The 15847-nt window shown below is 68.5% G+C and carries 16 protein-coding genes; 13 read left to right on the top strand and 3 right to left on the bottom strand.

The window, feature by feature from the left end; genetic code table 11:
• Nucleotides 1-938 precede the first annotated feature (938 nt).
• Nucleotides 939-1979, top strand: coding sequence for a hypothetical protein (locus tag G6N31_RS27350; RefSeq protein WP_133117703.1), 1041 nt, complete (start codon nucleotides 939-941; stop codon nucleotides 1977-1979).
• A 56-nt stretch (nucleotides 1980-2035) separates the two neighbouring features.
• On the opposite strand, the gene G6N31_RS08835 is transcribed toward G6N31_RS27350, so the two are convergent.
• Together G6N31_RS08835 and G6N31_RS08830 are read right to left on the bottom strand one after the other, a co-directional pair.
• Nucleotides 2036-2758 carry a GAF and ANTAR domain-containing protein gene (locus G6N31_RS08835; RefSeq protein WP_098004384.1) on the bottom strand — a complete coding sequence of 241 codons (723 nt, stop codon included), beginning with the start codon at nucleotides 2756-2758 and terminating at the stop codon, nucleotides 2036-2038.
• Nucleotides 2759-2857: 99 nt separating this feature from the next.
• Nucleotides 2858-3355, bottom strand: a complete 498-nt coding sequence (locus tag G6N31_RS08830) for a DUF1990 domain-containing protein (protein WP_098004383.1) — start codon at nucleotides 3353-3355, stop codon at nucleotides 2858-2860.
• Between the two features lie 108 nt (nucleotides 3356-3463).
• Between G6N31_RS08830 and G6N31_RS08825 the strand changes: the two genes are divergently transcribed.
• The 11 genes from G6N31_RS08825 (at nucleotide 3464) to pdxT (ending at nucleotide 13546) form a co-directional block, all read left to right on the top strand.
• Entirely contained in the window at nucleotides 3464-4090 is a 627-nt protein-coding gene (locus tag G6N31_RS08825; protein WP_420090903.1) for a PaaI family thioesterase, read from the top strand.
• Nucleotides 4087-4515 (top strand): TIGR02611 family protein, encoded by a 429-nt coding sequence (locus tag G6N31_RS08820; protein WP_098004382.1) that lies wholly within the window; start codon nucleotides 4087-4089, stop codon nucleotides 4513-4515. The genes G6N31_RS08825 and G6N31_RS08820 overlap by 4 nt, the downstream gene beginning before the upstream one ends.
• An 84-nt stretch (nucleotides 4516-4599) precedes the next feature.
• The gene (gene thrS / locus G6N31_RS08815; protein ID WP_098004381.1) at nucleotides 4600-6660 is read left to right on the top strand and encodes a threonine--tRNA ligase; all 2061 of its coding nucleotides are present in this window, start codon (nucleotides 4600-4602) and stop codon (nucleotides 6658-6660) included.
• The gene (locus tag G6N31_RS08810) at nucleotides 6650-7210 is read left to right on the top strand and encodes an ATP adenylyltransferase (RefSeq protein ID WP_098004380.1); all 561 of its coding nucleotides are present in this window, start codon (nucleotides 6650-6652) and stop codon (nucleotides 7208-7210) included. The genes thrS and G6N31_RS08810 overlap by 11 nt, the downstream gene beginning before the upstream one ends.
• Nucleotides 7207-7878, top strand: coding sequence for a phosphatidylinositol phosphate synthase (gene pgsA / locus G6N31_RS08805; RefSeq protein WP_098004379.1), 672 nt, complete (start codon nucleotides 7207-7209; stop codon nucleotides 7876-7878). The genes G6N31_RS08810 and pgsA overlap by 4 nt, the downstream gene beginning before the upstream one ends.
• Complete coding sequence (locus G6N31_RS08800; RefSeq protein WP_098004378.1) at nucleotides 7875-8867, top strand: phosphatidylinositol mannoside acyltransferase; 993 nt, start codon at nucleotides 7875-7877, stop codon at nucleotides 8865-8867. Before pgsA ends, G6N31_RS08800 begins: the two co-directional genes overlap by 4 nt.
• 10 nt (nucleotides 8868-8877) lie before the next feature.
• Complete coding sequence (locus G6N31_RS08795; protein ID WP_098004377.1) at nucleotides 8878-10005, top strand: glycosyltransferase family 4 protein; 1128 nt, start codon at nucleotides 8878-8880, stop codon at nucleotides 10003-10005.
• A 41-nt stretch (nucleotides 10006-10046) separates the two neighbouring features.
• Complete coding sequence (locus G6N31_RS08790) at nucleotides 10047-11039, top strand: NUDIX hydrolase (RefSeq protein ID WP_276057774.1); 993 nt, start codon at nucleotides 10047-10049, stop codon at nucleotides 11037-11039.
• Nucleotides 11040-11183: 144 nt separating this feature from the next.
• Nucleotides 11184-12032, top strand: coding sequence for a pyridoxal 5'-phosphate synthase lyase subunit PdxS (gene pdxS, locus G6N31_RS08785; RefSeq protein WP_234815386.1), 849 nt, complete (start codon nucleotides 11184-11186; stop codon nucleotides 12030-12032).
• A gap of 9 nt (nucleotides 12033-12041) precedes the next feature.
• Complete coding sequence (gene tesB / locus G6N31_RS08780) at nucleotides 12042-12890, top strand: acyl-CoA thioesterase II (RefSeq protein WP_098004374.1); 849 nt, start codon at nucleotides 12042-12044, stop codon at nucleotides 12888-12890.
• Between the two features lie 38 nt (nucleotides 12891-12928).
• Nucleotides 12929-13546, top strand: coding sequence for a pyridoxal 5'-phosphate synthase glutaminase subunit PdxT (pdxT, locus tag G6N31_RS08775; RefSeq protein WP_098004394.1), 618 nt, complete (start codon nucleotides 12929-12931; stop codon nucleotides 13544-13546).
• A 7-nt stretch (nucleotides 13547-13553) separates the two neighbouring features.
• On the opposite strand, the gene G6N31_RS08770 is transcribed toward pdxT, so the two are convergent.
• On the bottom strand, nucleotides 13554-14765 hold the full coding sequence (locus G6N31_RS08770) for an acyl-CoA dehydrogenase family protein (RefSeq protein WP_098004373.1): 1212 nt from the start codon (nucleotides 14763-14765) through the stop codon (nucleotides 13554-13556).
• Nucleotides 14766-14915: 150 nt separating this feature from the next.
• On the opposite strand from G6N31_RS08770, the gene G6N31_RS08765 reads away from it, so the two are divergent.
• A complete protein-coding gene (locus G6N31_RS08765; RefSeq protein WP_098004372.1) occupies nucleotides 14916-15668 on the top strand; it encodes a YebC/PmpR family DNA-binding transcriptional regulator in 753 nt (250 codons plus the stop codon).
• Nucleotides 15669-15847 lie beyond the last annotated feature (179 nt).

The following is a 15847-nucleotide window of genomic DNA, read 5'->3' as shown; positions in this document are numbered from 1 at the left end:
GCGAGCACCGTGGAGACGTTCTCCCCTCCGGCTCCACCAGCCCCCGCGACTCCCGCGGAGTCATCCGTGGAGGTGGCGACCCCGCCGGCTCCGGGTGGGCCGGCTGCTCCGGTGGCGACGGAGGCTCGGGTAGAGACCCCGCCGGCGCCGGGTGTGCCGGGGACGCCGAGTGTTTCGTCGGTGGAGGTGGCGACGCCGCCGGCTCCGGGTGGGCCGGCTGCTCCGGTGGCGACGGAGGCTCGGGTAGAGACCCCGCCGGCGCCGGGTGTGCCGGGGACGCCGAGTGTTTCGTCGGTGGAGGTGGCGACGCCGCCGGCTCCGGGTGGGCCGGCTGCTCCGGTGGCGACGGAGGCTCGGGTAGAGACCCCGCCGGCGCCGGGTGTGCCGGGGACGCCGAGTGTTTCGTCGGTGGAGGTGGCGACGCCGCCGGCTCCGGGCGGGCCGGCTGCTCCGGTGGCGACGGAGGCTCGGGTAGAGACCCCGCCGGCTCCGGGTGGGCCGGGTGTTCCGGTGGCGACTGAGGGTGGGGTGGCGACGCCGCCGGCTCCGGGTGCGCCGGGTGTTCCGGTGGCGACGGAGGGTGGGGTGGCGACCCCGCCGGCTCCGGGTGGGCCGGGTGTTCCGGTGGCGACTGAGGGTGGGGTGGCGACGCCGCCGGCTCCGGGTGCGCCGGGTGTTCCGGTGGCGACTGAGGGTGGGTGGCGACGCCGCCGGCTCCGGGTGCGCCGGGTGTTCCGGTGGCGACTGAGGGTGGGGTGGCGACGCCGCCGGCTCCGGGTGCGCCGGGTGTTCCGGTGGCGACTGAGGGTGGGGCGGGTGCCCCACCTGCTCCTCCGTCGCCCGGCAGCCCCGCGGCAGTTCCCGTCGCTGCGGATGTGGTTGGCGCCCCCGGTGCCCCCGTCGAAGCAGCTGCCGGGGCAGCAGCTGACGGCGCTCCGGTGCCCGCTGCACCCATGCTCGGCAACGCTGGTGCCGCAGCTCCGGCGGGTCTGCCCGGAAGTGGCGCCCCGGTCGAGGGTGCGGCTGGTGCCGCAGCTCCGGCGGGTCTGCCAGGCGGTGGCGCCCCGGTCGAGGGTGCGGCTGGTGCCGCAGCTCCGGCAGGTCTGCCAGGCGGTGGCGGCCCGATCGATGCGGCCGCTGGGGCCGTCGGTGGGGTGGCGCCGCCCGCACCGGCCGGTGCCGCCGCGGATGGGATTCCCGGCGGAACGCCCCCAGGAGGTCCCGCGCCAGCCGCGCCGATCTTCGGTGAGGCCGGCGTCGCGGCTCCGCCGCTGCCCCCGGCCCCCGGAGGTGGAATCAACGTCCCGGCCGCGTCCGTGACTCCGCCGACGCCGCCGGCTCCGGGCACGTCTGCGGGTACGTCGGTTCCCGGGGCGACCCCGCCGGCACCGCCGAGCCCGCCGGCGTCGACGCACACGTCGGTCACCGGCGGGACCCCGCCGACGCCGTCGACACCGGGCACGCCTGTGGGCACCTCGGTGGCCGGCGGAACCCCAGCGGCGCCGCCCAGTCCGCCAGGGTCGGCCAGCGGCGGTGCGGGCGTTCCGGGCTCGCCGGTTCCGGGAACCCCCGGAAGTTCGCTGACCGTGGCTGATCTGCTGACTCCGCCGGGAGCGTTGCGGGCCGTGCAGGACACGGCGTCATCGGTGGTCAGCGCCCTGCCGCCGCCACCGGCGCCTGCCCCAGGTGCTCCGGGTGCGGCTGCGGTCGGAGTTCCGGCCCCGCCGGACCCGGTCACCCCGCTGGTTGCGACGGGCATCTCGAATCTGGTGGCACCGCCGCCGGTGAACGTCCCGTCCATCCCAGGGATAGGGGTTCCGCTGCCCAACGAAGTCCCCATGCCCACCGACTTCCTCTGCTCGGATTGGTCGGCTAAACGTGGAGATTCGGCTGGCGCGCCGATCGCGAACACCGAGATCCCGCGGGCTCTGATCACCGGGACCGCGCCGGCCGGGCGGGATCGCTGGGGTAACGAGTAGAAACCGGACAGAGGTCGTGGCGGATGGCTGATCACCATCCGCCACGGTTCACCGGTTCACTGGCTCTTGTGTTGCCCGTTGGAGGCTTGAGCATCGGCCACCAGCTCGGTGGCAACCTGCAGCAGCGGCACGTTGGAATCCTGAGACAGTTTGCGCAGCAAGTCGAACGCTTGCACAGCGGTGACGCCGTAGCGTTCCATCACCATCCCCTTGGCCTGCCCGATGATGTCGCGGCTGGCCAACGCACGACGAAATTGTTCGTCACGCCGGGCCGAATTCCACGCTACGGAGGAATGCGCAGCGAAAATCAGTCCGAGCGTGCGTGATTCCGCCTCAAAGGCGTGAGGTTGCTCGGCGTAGATGTTCAACGCCCCCAACGTCTCGCCGGCGATGAACAGCTGAAAGGCCATGACCGACCGGATCGGCGTCTCGGCCAGCGCGTCGCGACGATAGTTGGGAAACCGATCGTCGTTCTCGAGGTCGGGCACGTGGACGGTCTTTTCCTCCCACGCAGCCGTCAAGCACGGCCCTTCCAGATGGCGTTGCTGGATCTTGTCGAGCAGAAGCGGCCAGTGCGCGGTCGCAGCGGGTGTCTCGATGCGCTTCGAGCTCTTCGACAACGTGATGCCGGCGTATTGTGCCCCAGGAATTTCGACAGCGGCATGCTCTGCCAGTTCCGCGATCACACTGTCGGTATCGCCATCTGTGCGGTTGTGCAGACCCTGCACCAACTCGGCCACACGCAGGTGTGTGACCTCCACCGGGGTTGGTTCGTCCACCCTCACCGTCCCTGCTCAAACGTAAAGAAGTACTCCGCAGATTACCGCTCGGTATCTTCGGTGGCCTGCGCATAGGTCAGGTCGGTGGATCGGGACCGCTCAAAGCGCGCGAAGATAACGACGTGTGACGAGTCGCTGCATCAACGATGTGGCGGGTGCGGCGAGCCGACTCCACCAGGTGGCATGCCGGGAAAAGGCGCTCACCTCGGCGTATACGTCGCCGGTGGCAGGGTCGAACCGAACAGCGAACATCTCTTCGCCGGACTCGGGATGACCGCCCAGGGTGCCGTACGCAAAGCCCCTCCGGTCGGCCTCGTCGATGACGTAGACCACCCTGCAGGGCGCCGCGACAGGACCGAGGTGGACTAAGACCTCAGCGCCCACCTCAGCCACCGCGGACGTGGCCTCCACCCGCAGTCCCGCGCCACGCAACATGCCCCAGCGCATCCCCGCCGCGGCCGCTCGCTCGAAGCGCTCGCGACCCTTCCCGATGAGCTCGGCCTCGCGCAGGTGCCGGTATCCGGGCGGCATCGCATCGGCGGTGGCGCCGACTTCCTGATACGTCAGCGGCTGACCCGTCAGGTCGCTCAACTTCACCCCGCCAGCTTGACAGCCTCGGGGCCGCGGCGTCACCGCCGACGCACACTCGACACGCTGAGCAAAGCCGGGCGCGCTCGCGTCGCGGTCACCCCATACGGTGGGCTGGTGACCGTCAGTGATTCCGGAGCGCATCTGGGTGGGGGCTTCAATCCGCCGCAGCCGACCGCTCGCGGCGGACCCGACTACGGTCGCTTCATCGAGGCAGTGCGCGACCTGCAGGACCACGCCCGTGCCGCAGACGCGCCGGACGAGGTGATCACCCGCGCCGCCGACCTCATCGAGGAGGCATCGCGCCTGCTGGCTCCGTACGACGCCGACGAATGGTGCTCGCCCTCGGGCCGTCGAACCGACCTGCCCAACCGTGGCAACGTGCTCGCGGTACCTCTGCGGACGCGGGTGACCGAGGACAATCGGATGGTCGGCACCGCGCGGTTCCGACGGTTCCATCTGGGGCGCAACGGCGCCGCGCACGGCGGTGCCGTGGCCCACCTGTTCGACTCATTGTTGGGATCAGCGTCCTACCAACTCAGTCACAGCCAGGCCCAACGCACCGCCTTCCTGCACGTGGACTACCGGAATATCGCCCGAGTGGAACACGACTTCCAGGTCGAGGCGGGCATCGACGACATGGTGGACCGGAAGATCTTCGTGTCCGGACGGCTGCTCGACGGAGACCGGGTGTTGGCTGAGGCGCACGCGCTGTTCGTCAAACTCAAGCCGGGGCAGCCGTGAACGGCGGGGAACGCCCGCGCGTCGCGCGTCGGTGGGCACGCTGGCGGGACAGCCTGCGCGAGCGCCCCGCCGTCGATCTCGGCTACCGCATCACCGTGGGCGTGGTCGGGCTGCTGGTCCTCGGCCTGGGCATTCTTGCCATCCCGTATCCCGGTCCGGGCTGGGCCATCGTGTTCGTCGGGTTGGGTATCCTGGCCACCGAGTTCGACTGGGCGCGGCGCCTGCTGGCCTACGCGCGGCTGCGATACGACGCGGCCATGGCCTGGTTCAAGCAGCAGGGCCTGTGGGTTCAGATCGCCGGAGCGCTGTTCACCGTCGCCGTCGTGGTGGGCACGCTGTGGGTGTTCGGCGTCCTCGCGTTCATGGCACGGCTGATCGACTTCGAACACCCGTGGCTGAACAGTCCCATTGGGCTGGGGAGCTAGCGACCCGTCCCGATAGCATGGTCGCGGTCAGCGACTCGGTCCTGGCCGACCACGCTCTGTTCCCGACAGTTTGGAGATCCCGCCATGAGCGCGCCTGTCCGCCCCGCCCCGGCAGCCCCGATTCGGGTCGCCGCCGGGACCACCGCGGCGCAGGCGGTCCGCGATGCAGGTCTCCCGTCCCGCGGCGCACCCGATGCGGTGGTGGTCGTCCGAGATGCCGAGGGACGGTTGCGTGACCTGTCCTGGGTTCCCGACTCCGACGTCGAGGTGACACCCGTTGCGGCCAATACGGACGACGGGCGCAGCGTCATCCGCCACTCGGCGGCCCACGTGCTGGCCCAGGCGGTCCAGGAACTCTTCCCGGAGGCCAAGCTCGGGATCGGACCGCCGATCACCGACGGCTTCTACTACGACTTCGACGTTGCCGAGCCGTTCACGCCGGAGGATCTGCAGGCGCTCGAAAAGCGGATGCGCAAGATCGTCAAGGACGGCCAACTCTTCGAGCGCCGGGTCTACCCATCCAAGGAGGCCGCACGCCAGGAATTGGCCCACGAGCCCTACAAACTCGAACTCGTCGACGACAAGTCCGGTGATCCCGAGGTGATGGAGGTCGGCGGCGACGAACTGACCGCCTACGACAATCTCAATCCCCGTACCCGCGAGCGTGTTTGGGGCGACCTCTGCCGCGGGCCACATATCCCGACCACCCGCTACATTCCGGCGTTCACGCTGACCCGCAGTTCGGCGGCGTACTGGCGCGGTGACCAGAACAACGCCAGCCTGCAACGCATCTACGGCACCGCGTGGGAGTCGCAGGAAGCTCTGGACCACCACCTCGAGCTGATCGAGGAGGCGCAACGCCGCGACCATCGGAAACTGGGTGTCGAACTCGACCTGTTCAGTTTCCCCGACGAACTCGGATCCGGCCTGCCGGTGTTCCACCCCAAAGGTGGTGTGGTGCGCCGAGAGCTGGAGGATTACTCACGACGCAAGCACCTCGAGGCGGGCTACGAGTTCGTAAACACTCCGCACATCACCAAAGAGCAGCTCTACGTCACCTCGGGCCACCTGGAGTGGTACGCCGACGGCATGTTCCCGCCGATGCACATCGACGCCGAACTCAACGACGACGGCACTGTGCGCAAACCCGGCCAGAACTACTACCTGAAGCCGATGAACTGCCCGATGCATCACCTGATCTACCGGTCGCGGGGGCGGTCCTATCGCGAACTCCCGTTGCGGCTCTTCGAGTTCGGGTCGGTGTATCGCTACGAGAAATCCGGTGTCGTGCACGGCTTGACCCGCGTGCGCGGAATGACCCAGGACGACGCGCACATCTACACCACCCGCGAACAGATGCGCGATGAATTGGCGTCGCTGCTGCGTTTCGTGCTCGACCTGCTCGCCGACTACGGTCTCGACGACTACTACCTGGAGTTGTCCACCAAGGACCCCGACAAGTACGTCGGTTCCGACGAGATCTGGGACGAGGCCACCGCCACCCTGCGCGAGGTCGCCGAAGCCTCCGGCTTGGATCTGGTGCCCGACCCCGGGGGCGCGGCGTTCTACGGCCCCAAGATCTCGGTGCAGGTCAAGGATGCGCTGGGGCGTAGCTGGCAGATGTCGACGATCCAGCTCGACTTCAACATGCCCGACCGCTTCGAGCTGGAATACACCGCAGCCGACGGCACCCGGCAGCGTCCGGTGCTGATCCATCGCGCCCTCTTCGGGTCGATCGAGCGCTTCTTCGGGGTGCTCACCGAGCACTATGCCGGTGCGTTCCCTGCCTGGCTGGCCCCGGTGCAGGTGGTCGCCATCCCGGTCGCCGACGGCCACATCGACTATCTCCACGGTCTGGCTGAGCAGCTGCGCGCCTCGGGAGTTCGCGTCGAGGTCGACACCAGCGACGACCGCATGGCCAAGAAGATCGTCAACCACACCAACCAGAAGGTGCCCTTCATGCTCCTGGCGGGGGACCGCGACGTCGAAGCAGGTGCGGTGTCGTTCCGGTTCGGTGATCGCACCCAGATCAACGGCGTCGAGCGGGACCGCGCCGTGGACGCGATCGTCGAGTGGATTCGACGGCGGGAGAATGCTTTCCCGACAGCCGATCTGGTGCAGATCGACGACGCGGATGAGGGGTGACGTGGACTCCGACGACACGATCGTGGACCGCGGCGCCGGCGAACCCGACCGTTTGCAGCGGCTGTGGACACCACACCGCATGAGCTACATCGCCGATGCGGTCAAGGCCGGCTCGGCGACCTCGTCGGAACCGTTCACCGACATCCCGAACATGTCCGACGAAGACGGATTGGTCGTCGCCCGCGGTGAACTGGTTTACGCGGTCCTCAACCTCTACCCCTACAACCCCGGCCACCTGATGGTGGTGCCGTATCGGCGCGTCGCCGAACTCGAGGAACTCACCGAGCAGGAGAGCGCCGAACTGATGGCCTTCACGCAGAAGGCGATCCGGGTGATGAAGGCGGTGTCGCGCCCGCACGGCTTCAACGTCGGACTGAATCTGGGCACCTCGGCGGGAGGCTCGCTGTCCGAGCACCTGCACATGCACGTGGTGCCGCGGTGGGGCGGGGATGCCAACTTCATCACCGTCATCGGCGACTCGAAGGTCATTCCGCAGTTGCTGCGCGACACCCGCGCGCTGTTGGCCGCCGAGTGGGAAAACCAGCCGTGAGCAGCTTCTTTCTGATGACACGCGCGGCCTACACGAAGGTGTCGCGCCCAGTGGCCAGAGGTGCGCTGCGCTTGGGGCTGACGCCCGACAGCGTCACCATTCTCGGCACTGCTGGGTCGGTGCTCGCGGCGCTCACCCTGTTCCCGATCGGGCAGTTGTGGTGGGGCGCGGTGGCCGTGTGCTTCTTCGTGCTCGCCGACATGCTCGACGGGGCGATGGCGCGGGAACGCGGTGGCGGCACTCGATTCGGAGCGGTGCTCGACGCCACCTGCGACCGGATCAGTGACGGCGCGGTGTTCTGCGGACTGCTCTGGTGGGCTGCGTTCGGGCTGAACAGCGCCGAGTTGGTGGTCGCGACGATGATCTGCCTGGTCTCCTCGCAGGTGATCTCCTACATCAAGGCGCGTGCCGAGGCCAGCGGCCTGTCCGGTGACGGCGGCCTGATCGAGCGGCCCGAACGGCTGGTCATCGTGCTGGTCGGGGCCGGGCTCTCGGACTTCCCGCTGGCGCCGTTGCCGTGGCTGCTGCACGTCGCGATGTGGGTGCTGGCGGTGGCCAGTGTGGTCACCGTGGGTCAGCGGCTGCACACCGTTCGGACGTCTCCCGGCGCGATGGATCGGCTGTCCGGCGCCCAGCGCCCCGACACGCCAGAAACTCCGGAGCCATGACCGACCGACCCGGCCGTGGCGGATTGCTCGCGGTACCGTCAGTGCTCGGTGATCAGCTCACCGACTGGGGCTACGCTGCCGGTTGGCGGCTGGTCCGCGCGGCCCCGGAGCTGATCGCCCGCAACGCTTTCGGGGCGGGCGCGGTCTACGCCGCGCGCAACGGCGGCCCCCGGCAGCTGCGCAAGAACCTTGCGCGGGTCATCGGCGTTGCCCCCGAAGACGTCCCCGCCGGATTGATGCGCGCGTCGTTGGCCTCCTACGCCCGATACTGGCGCGAAGCGTTCCGCTTGCCGTCGATGGACCACGAAGAACTAGGTCGCAAGCTCAGCGTGGACGGGGTCGAGATGCTCTGGGCGGCCCTCGAGGCCGGCCGCGGCGCCGTGATGGCCCTGCCGCACAGCGGCAACTGGGACATGGCCGGTGTCTGGCTGGTGCAGAACCACGGGAGTTTCGCCACTGTCGCGGAGCGACTCAAACCCGAGTCCCTGTACAACCGATTCCTGGCCTACCGCGAACGTCTCGGCTTCGAGGTGGTTCCGCTCTCGGGGGGTCCCCGGCCGCCCTTCGAGGTCCTGCGCGACCGGCTGCTGGACAACGGTGTGGTCTGTCTGATGGCCGACCGGGATCTGACCCGCACCGGTGTGCAGGTGGACTTCTTCGGCGAGGCCACCCTGCTGCCGGCGGGCCCGGCGAAGCTGGCCCTGGCCACCGGCGCCGCGCTGTTCCCGGTGCACTGCTGGTTCGAGGCGGACGGCTGGGGGATGGCGGTCTATCCCGAACTGGACACCAGCAGCGGGGACGTCACGGTGATCACGCAGGCGCTGGCCGACCGTTTCGCGGCCAATATCGCCGAACACCCCGCGGACTGGCACATGATGCAACCGCAGTGGCTGGCGGATCTGTCCGAGGAACGCAGGGCCCGGCTAGCCGGCGGGTCGGAGCGCTGGGACCCCGCGCAACGCGCAGGGGACGACTCGGGGACCGGATGAGGTCGACCTGATGCGCATCGGGATGGTCTGCCCGTACTCGTTCGACGTGCCCGGAGGGGTGCAGTCGCACGTCCTGCAGCTCGCCGAGGTGATGCGCGCGCGCGGACACGAGGTCAGCGTGCTGGCGCCGGCATCGCCGGGGGCGGCCACCCTGCCCGACTACGTCGTGTCGGGCGGACGAGCGGTCCCGATTCCGTACAACGGCTCGGTGGCTCGGCTGCGGTTCGGTCCTGCGACCCACCGCAGAGTCAAGAAGTGGCTGATGCAGGGCCAGTTCGATGTGCTGCACCTGCACGAGCCCAACGCTCCCAGCTTGTCGATGCTGGCGCTCAACATCGCTGAGGGGCCCATCGTCGCGACGTTCCACACCTCGACGACGAAGTCGCTGACCCTGTCGGTCTTCGAACCGATTCTGCGTCCCATGCACGAGAAGATCGTGGGCCGCATCGCGGTCTCTGATCTGGCCCGGCGCTGGCAGATGGAAGCCCTCGGCAGCGATGCGGTCGAGATTCCCAACGGCGTCGACGTCGGCTCGTTCGCCGCGGCCCCGCCGCTGGACGGCTACCCGCGACCGGGAAAGACTGTCTTATTCCTCGGCCGGTTCGACGAGCCGCGAAAAGGCATGGCGGTGCTGCTGGCCGCGCTGCCCCGGCTTGCCGAGCGGTTCCCGGACGTGCAGATCCTGGTCGTCGGCCGCGGAGACGAGGAGGGCCTGCGCGAACAGGCCGGACCCCTGGCCGGGCATCTGCGCTTCCTCGGCCAGGTCGACGATGAGCTCAAGGCCTCGGCGATGCGCAGCGCCGACGTGTACTGCGCACCCAACACCGGCGGCGAGAGCTTCGGCATCGTGTTGGTCGAGGCAATGGCCGCCGGCACCCCGGTGGTGGCCGCCGATCTGGACGCGTTCCGGCGGGTGCTGCGCGACGGGAAGGCCGGACGATTGGTGCCCGTCGACGATGCGGCGGCGCTGGCCGCCGGGTTGATCGACGTGCTCTCCGACGAGGTCACCCGCACGGATCTGATCGCGTGCGCCACCGACGCGGTCCAGTACTACGACTGGTCGGTGGTGGCCGGCCAAATCCTGCGGGTGTACGAAACCGTTGCGGGTTCCGGTGTGAAGGTTCAGGTCGCCCAGTGATCTCGTGGGTAGTCGCCGCGGTGCTGGTGCTGGTGGTCCTGATGGTTGCCTTCATCGCGGCATGGGCCTACCAGACCGCGAACCGGCTCGACCGTCTCCACGTGCGCTATGACCTGTCGTGGCAGGCGCTCGACGGGGCCTTGGCCCGTCGCGCCGTGGTCGCGCGAGCGGTCGCCACCGACGCCTACGGCGCCGGGCCCGACGGCCGGCGACTGGCTGCGCTGGCCGACGCTGCGGAGCGGGCTGCGCGTACACAGCGAGAAGCCGCCGAGAACGAACTGTCGGCTGCGTTGGCGCAGGTCGATCCCGGGGCGATCCCGCGGTCCCTGGTCGCCGAGCTGGCCGATGCCGAGGCGCGGGTGCTGTTGGCGCGCCGATTCCACAACGACGCCGTGCGCGACACCCTCGCGTTGCGTGAGCGACGCCCGGTGCGGTGGCTCAAGCTCGGCGGGACAGCCGCGCTGCCAACGTATTTCGAGATCGCCGAGGGCGGTGAGCGCTCCACGCGCGAGGCGATGCCCGCCACCCGGCGGGTTTCCGCTCGTGTCGTTCTGCTCGACGAGCAGGGCGCGGTGCTGTTGCTCTGCGGCTCCGACCCGGCCAGCGACGCGTCTCCGAAACCCCGGTGGTGGTTCACCATCGGCGGGGCCGCCCAGGCGGGGGAGTCGCTGGCCCATACCGCTGCCCGCGAGGTGGAAGAAGAAACCGGACTGCACGTCGCGGCCGAGGACATGGTCGGCCCGGTGTGGCGGCGCGACGCGGTCATCCACTTCAACGGCGCGGTCCTGCGCAGTGAAGAGATGTACTTCGTCTACCGCACCGCGCATTTCGAGCCCACCGAGGCGGGCCGGACCGGCTTGGAGCGGACCTACATCCATGGTCACCGGTGGTGTGATGCGACAATGATCGAAGAACTGGTCGCCAACGGTGAGGCCGTCTACCCGCTGCAACTCGGGGAACTCCTCGAGGAGGCGAACGCGTTGGCCGACGGGCCGGACGCACTGTCGCAGCGGCCGCTGCAGTCCATCCGCTGACGCGGAAAAATCGGATTTGCGGCCCTCACTAAACTGAACCGGTAGCTATTGAAGGAGAATGCTGTGGAAACCGAAGGGCTCGGCGCAGAATCCTCGCCTGGCGGGGCGGTACCCACCCGCGGGACCGCGCGGGTCAAACGGGGTATGGCCGAGATGCTCAAGGGCGGCGTGATCATGGATGTGGTCACTCCTGAGCAGGCGCGTATCGCCGAGGGGGCAGGAGCGGTGGCCGTGATGGCCCTCGAGCGGGTCCCCGCCGACATCCGCGCTCAGGGCGGGGTGTCGCGGATGAGCGACCCCGACATGATCGAGGGCATCATCGACGCGGTGTCCATCCCGGTCATGGCCAAGGCGCGAATCGGGCACTTCGTCGAGGCGCAGATCCTGCAGAGCCTCGGTGTGGACTATGTCGATGAATCGGAAGTGCTCACCCCTGCGGACTACGAGAACCACATCGACAAATGGAAGTTCACCGTCCCGTTCGTCTGCGGCGCCACCAATCTCGGTGAGGCGTTGCGGCGCATCACCGAGGGTGCGGCGATGATCCGCTCCAAGGGCGAGGCCGGCACCGGCGATGTGTCCAACGCCACCACCCACATGCGTCGTATCGGCGGGGAGATCCGCCGGCTGACGTCGTTGTCCGAGGACGAGCTGTACGTCGCGGCCAAAGAACTCCAGGCCCCGTACGACCTCGTCGTCGAGGTCGCCCGCGCCGGCAAACTTCCTGTGACGTTGTTCACCGCGGGTGGTATCGCCACCCCGGCCGACGCGGCGATGATGATGCAGCTCGGGGCCGAAGGCGTGTTCGTCGGATCGGGCATCTTCAAGTCCGGCAACCCGGCCGATCGCGCCGCCGCGATCGTCAAGGCGACGACGTTCTACGACGATCCCGACGTGTTGGCCAAGGTGTCGCGAGGCCTGGGCGAGGCGATGGTCGGCATCAACGTCGACGACCTCCCGGTGCCGCACCGCCTCGCTGAGCGCGGCTGGTAAGCCTCCCGGATGGCGATTGAACAGATCCTGGATCTGGAGCAGCTCGAGGTCAACATCTACCGCGGCGGTGTGTTCAGCCCGGAATCGGGGTTTCTGCAACGCACGTTCGGCGGCCACGTGGCCGGGCAGTCGCTGGTGTCGGCCGTGCGCACAGTCGACCCCAAGTTCGAGGTGCACTCGTTGCACGGCTATTTCCTGCGCGGCGGTGACGCTCGCTCGCCGACGGTCTACACCGTCGAGCGGATCCGCGACGGCGGATCGTTCTGTACCCGCCGGGTCAGCGCGATCCAGCACGGCGAAACCATCTTCTCGATGTCGGCGTCCTTCCAGACCGACCAGAGCGGGATCGAGCATCAGGACGCGATGCCCACCGCGCCGCCCCCCGACAACATTCCCGACTTCAAGTCCTCGAGCCGGGTCTTCGACGACGCCAGCTTCCGCCAGTTCGACGAGTGGGACGTCCGGATCGTGCCGCGGGACCAGCTGAACCTGCGGGAGGGCGTGGCGTCCCAGCAGCAGGTGTGGTTCCGCCACCGCGATCCGCTGCCCGACGACCCGGTACTGCACATCTGTGCGCTGGCCTACCTCAGCGACCTGACCCTGCTCGGATCCGCCCAGGTCAACCACGTCGAAGAGCGCAAGCACCTGATGGTCGCGTCGCTCGACCATGCGATGTGGTTCATGCGGGCTTTTCGCGCCGACGAGTGGCTGCTCTACGACCAGTCCTCGCCCTCTGCCTGTGGCGGCCGGGCATTGACCCAGGGCAAGATCTTCAACCGGTACGGCGAGATGGTGGCCGCTGTGATGCAGGAGGGCCTGACGCGTTACAGCCGCGAATTCACCCCCGGCCGCGGGTGAACGCGGTGCCGGATGGTCGCTCGGACAAGCCTCGCTCCGTGCCCGATGGTCGCTCGGACAAGCCTCGCTCCGTCATCGGCGTGCTTGCGCTGCAGGGCGACACCCGTGAGCATCTGCAGGCGCTGCGCGCCGCGGGCGCCGAGGCCCTCTCGGTGCGCCGCGTCGAGGAGCTGAATTCCGTTGACGCGCTGGTGATTCCCGGTGGCGAGTCCACGACGATGAGCCATCTGCTACGCGAGTTCGAGTTGTTGGAGCCGCTGCGGCGACGCCTTGCCGAGGGCATGCCGGCGTTCGGTTCGTGCGCCGGGATGATTCTGCTGTCCGAGGAGATCCTCGATGCCGGTGCCGACGGCCGACGGGCCACCCCGTTGGGTGCGATCGACATGACGGTGCGCCGCAACGCATTCGGACGTCAAGTCGATTCGTTCGAAGAAGACATCGCGTTCGACGGGCTCGATGGTCCTGTGCACGCGGTGTTCATCCGCGCCCCCTGGGTGGAGCGCGTCGGCGCGAACGTTCAGGTGCTGGCCACCGCGGCCGGTCACGCTGTGGCGGTGCGTCAGGGCCGGCGGTTGGCGACCGCGTTCCATCCGGAGGTCACCGGCGACCGCCGAGTGCACGCGTTGTTCGTCGACATGGTCGCCGGGCGGGCCTGACCCGACGTCACCTGATGGGCAGGCCGGTGATCGCCCTGGCCATGACCAGGCGCTGAATTTCGCTGGTGCCCTCGAAGATCGTGAAGATCTTTGCGTCGCGATGCATCCGCTCCACCGGGTAATCGCGGGTGTAGCCGTTGCCGCCGAGAATCTGAATGGCCTCATCGGTGACGTAGACCGCGGTCTCACTGGCCACCAGCTTGGCCATCGACCCCTCGGCGGAATCGAATGCCTTGCCGTTGCGGGCCATCCACCCGGCGCGGTAGACCAGTAGGCGGGCCGCGTCGATACGGGCCTTCATGTCGGCCAGTTTGAAGGCCACGGCCTGGAACTCGCCGATCTTGCGACCGAACTGCTCCCGTTCGCAGGCGTAATCGCGGGCGTACTCATAGGCGGCGCGGGCGACGCCGACGGCCATCGCCCCGACGGTCGGACGGGTGCGCTCGAACGTGGCCATCGCGGCCTGTCCGGCGGCCTTCTTACCCTCTCGGACCTTGGCGATGCGCGCGTCGAACTTCTCCTTGCCGCCGACGATGAGGCTCCCGGGGATGCGCACCTCGTCGAGGACGACCTCGGCGGTGTGTGAGGCGCGGATCCCGTGTTTGTGGAACTTCTGGCCCTGGCTGAGCCCTTTGGTACCGGGCGGGATGATGAACGACGCCTGCCCGCGTGTGCCGAGCTCAGGATGCACCGAGGCGACCACGACGTGCACCTCGGCGATACCGCCGTTGGTGGCCCAGGTCTTGGTGCCGTTGAGCACCCATTCGTCGGAGGCCTCGTCATAGCGTGCGCGCGTCAGGATGGCGCCCACATCGGATCCGGCGCCGGGTTCGGAGGAGCAGAACGCCGCCACCTTCGGCTCGTTGATGCTGCCGAACATCTGCGGGACCCACTCTCCGACCTGTTCGGGCGTGCCGTTGGCCGCCAGGGACGCCGCCGCCAGTCCGGTGCCGAGGATGGCCAGAGCAATACCGGCGTCACCCCAGAACATCTCCTCGAAGGCGACGATCATCCCCAGTCCGCTCGGTTCGGCCGCCTGCTCGGCGAAGAACTCCATCGAGTACAGGCCGACCTTGGCCGCCTCCTGGATGATCGGCCACGGCGTCTCCTCGCGCTCATCCCACTCCGCGGCGGCCGGCCGCACGACGTCGGCGGCGAACTCGTGCACCCAGTCCCGGACGTGAACGAGGTCGGGGGACAGGTCGAGGGAGAAGCTCATGAGCCCGATCTTACTGCGGAGTAAGATCGGTGTCGTCAAGTGTGGCCGAGCTAACACCGGCACGGCATTCTCGATCTGCCGGGGCCTGGTTTGCCGTCGCCCGTAAACTTGGCTATCGACCCGGACGTCGGTGAAAGAGGTAGTACCTGCATGAGCGGCCATTCCAAGTGGGCCACCACCAAGCACAAAAAGGCCGTCATCGATGCCCGCCGTGGGAAGATGTTCGCGAAGCTGATCAAGAACATCGAGGTGGCCGCGCGGACCGGCGGCGGCGACCCGGCCGGGAACCCGACGCTCTACGACGCCATTCAGAAGGCCAAGAAGAGCTCGGTGCCCAACGACAACATCGAGCGGGCCCGCAAGCGGGGCAGCGGCGAAGAAGCCGGCGGCGCCGACTGGCAGACCATCACCTATGAGGGCTACGGGCCCAACGGCGTCGCGGTACTCGTCGAGTGCCTGACCGACAACCGCAACCGCGCCGCGGGCGAGGTGCGGGTGGCGATGACACGCAACGGCGGGAACATGGCCGATCCCGGCTCGGTCGCCTACCTGTTCTCCCGTAAAGGCGTGATCACCCTCGAGAAGAACGATCTGACCGAGGACGATGTGCTGCTGGCCGTGCTGGAGGCCGGCGCCGAGGATGTCAACGATCTGGGCGACAGCTTCGAGGTGCTCTGCGAGCCGACCGATCTGGTCAGTGTGCGCACCGCGTTGCAGGACGCCGGTATCGACTACGACTCGGCCGAGGCCGGGTTCCAGCCGTCGGTGACCGTGCCGCTGGACGCCGACGGTGCGCGCAAGGTGATGAAACTCGTCGACGCCCTCGAAGACAGCGACGACGTCCAGGACGTGTACACCAACGCCGACATCCCCGACGAGATCCTCGCTCAGATCGAGGCGTAATCCCGGCTTTCCCGCGGGTCTCGCACCGGCGGCCGCTTCTCGGTAGGGTGGCCGGTACCGGCTTCGAGTGAGGGATTGCCTTGGTCTTCTACCAGTTTCGCTGCGAATCCGGTTGTGGCACAACGCAGCAACGGCATTCGATGCATGCTCGGCCGGATGTGGTCGAGTGCCCTGACTGC

This window comes from Mycolicibacterium duvalii (genome assembly GCF_010726645.1).
GTDB classification, from domain to species: Bacteria; Actinomycetota; Actinomycetes; order Mycobacteriales; family Mycobacteriaceae; genus Mycobacterium; species Mycobacterium duvalii.
The sequence above is the reverse complement of the archived record's forward strand: the minus strand, read 5'-3'. Positions and strand labels throughout refer to the sequence as shown.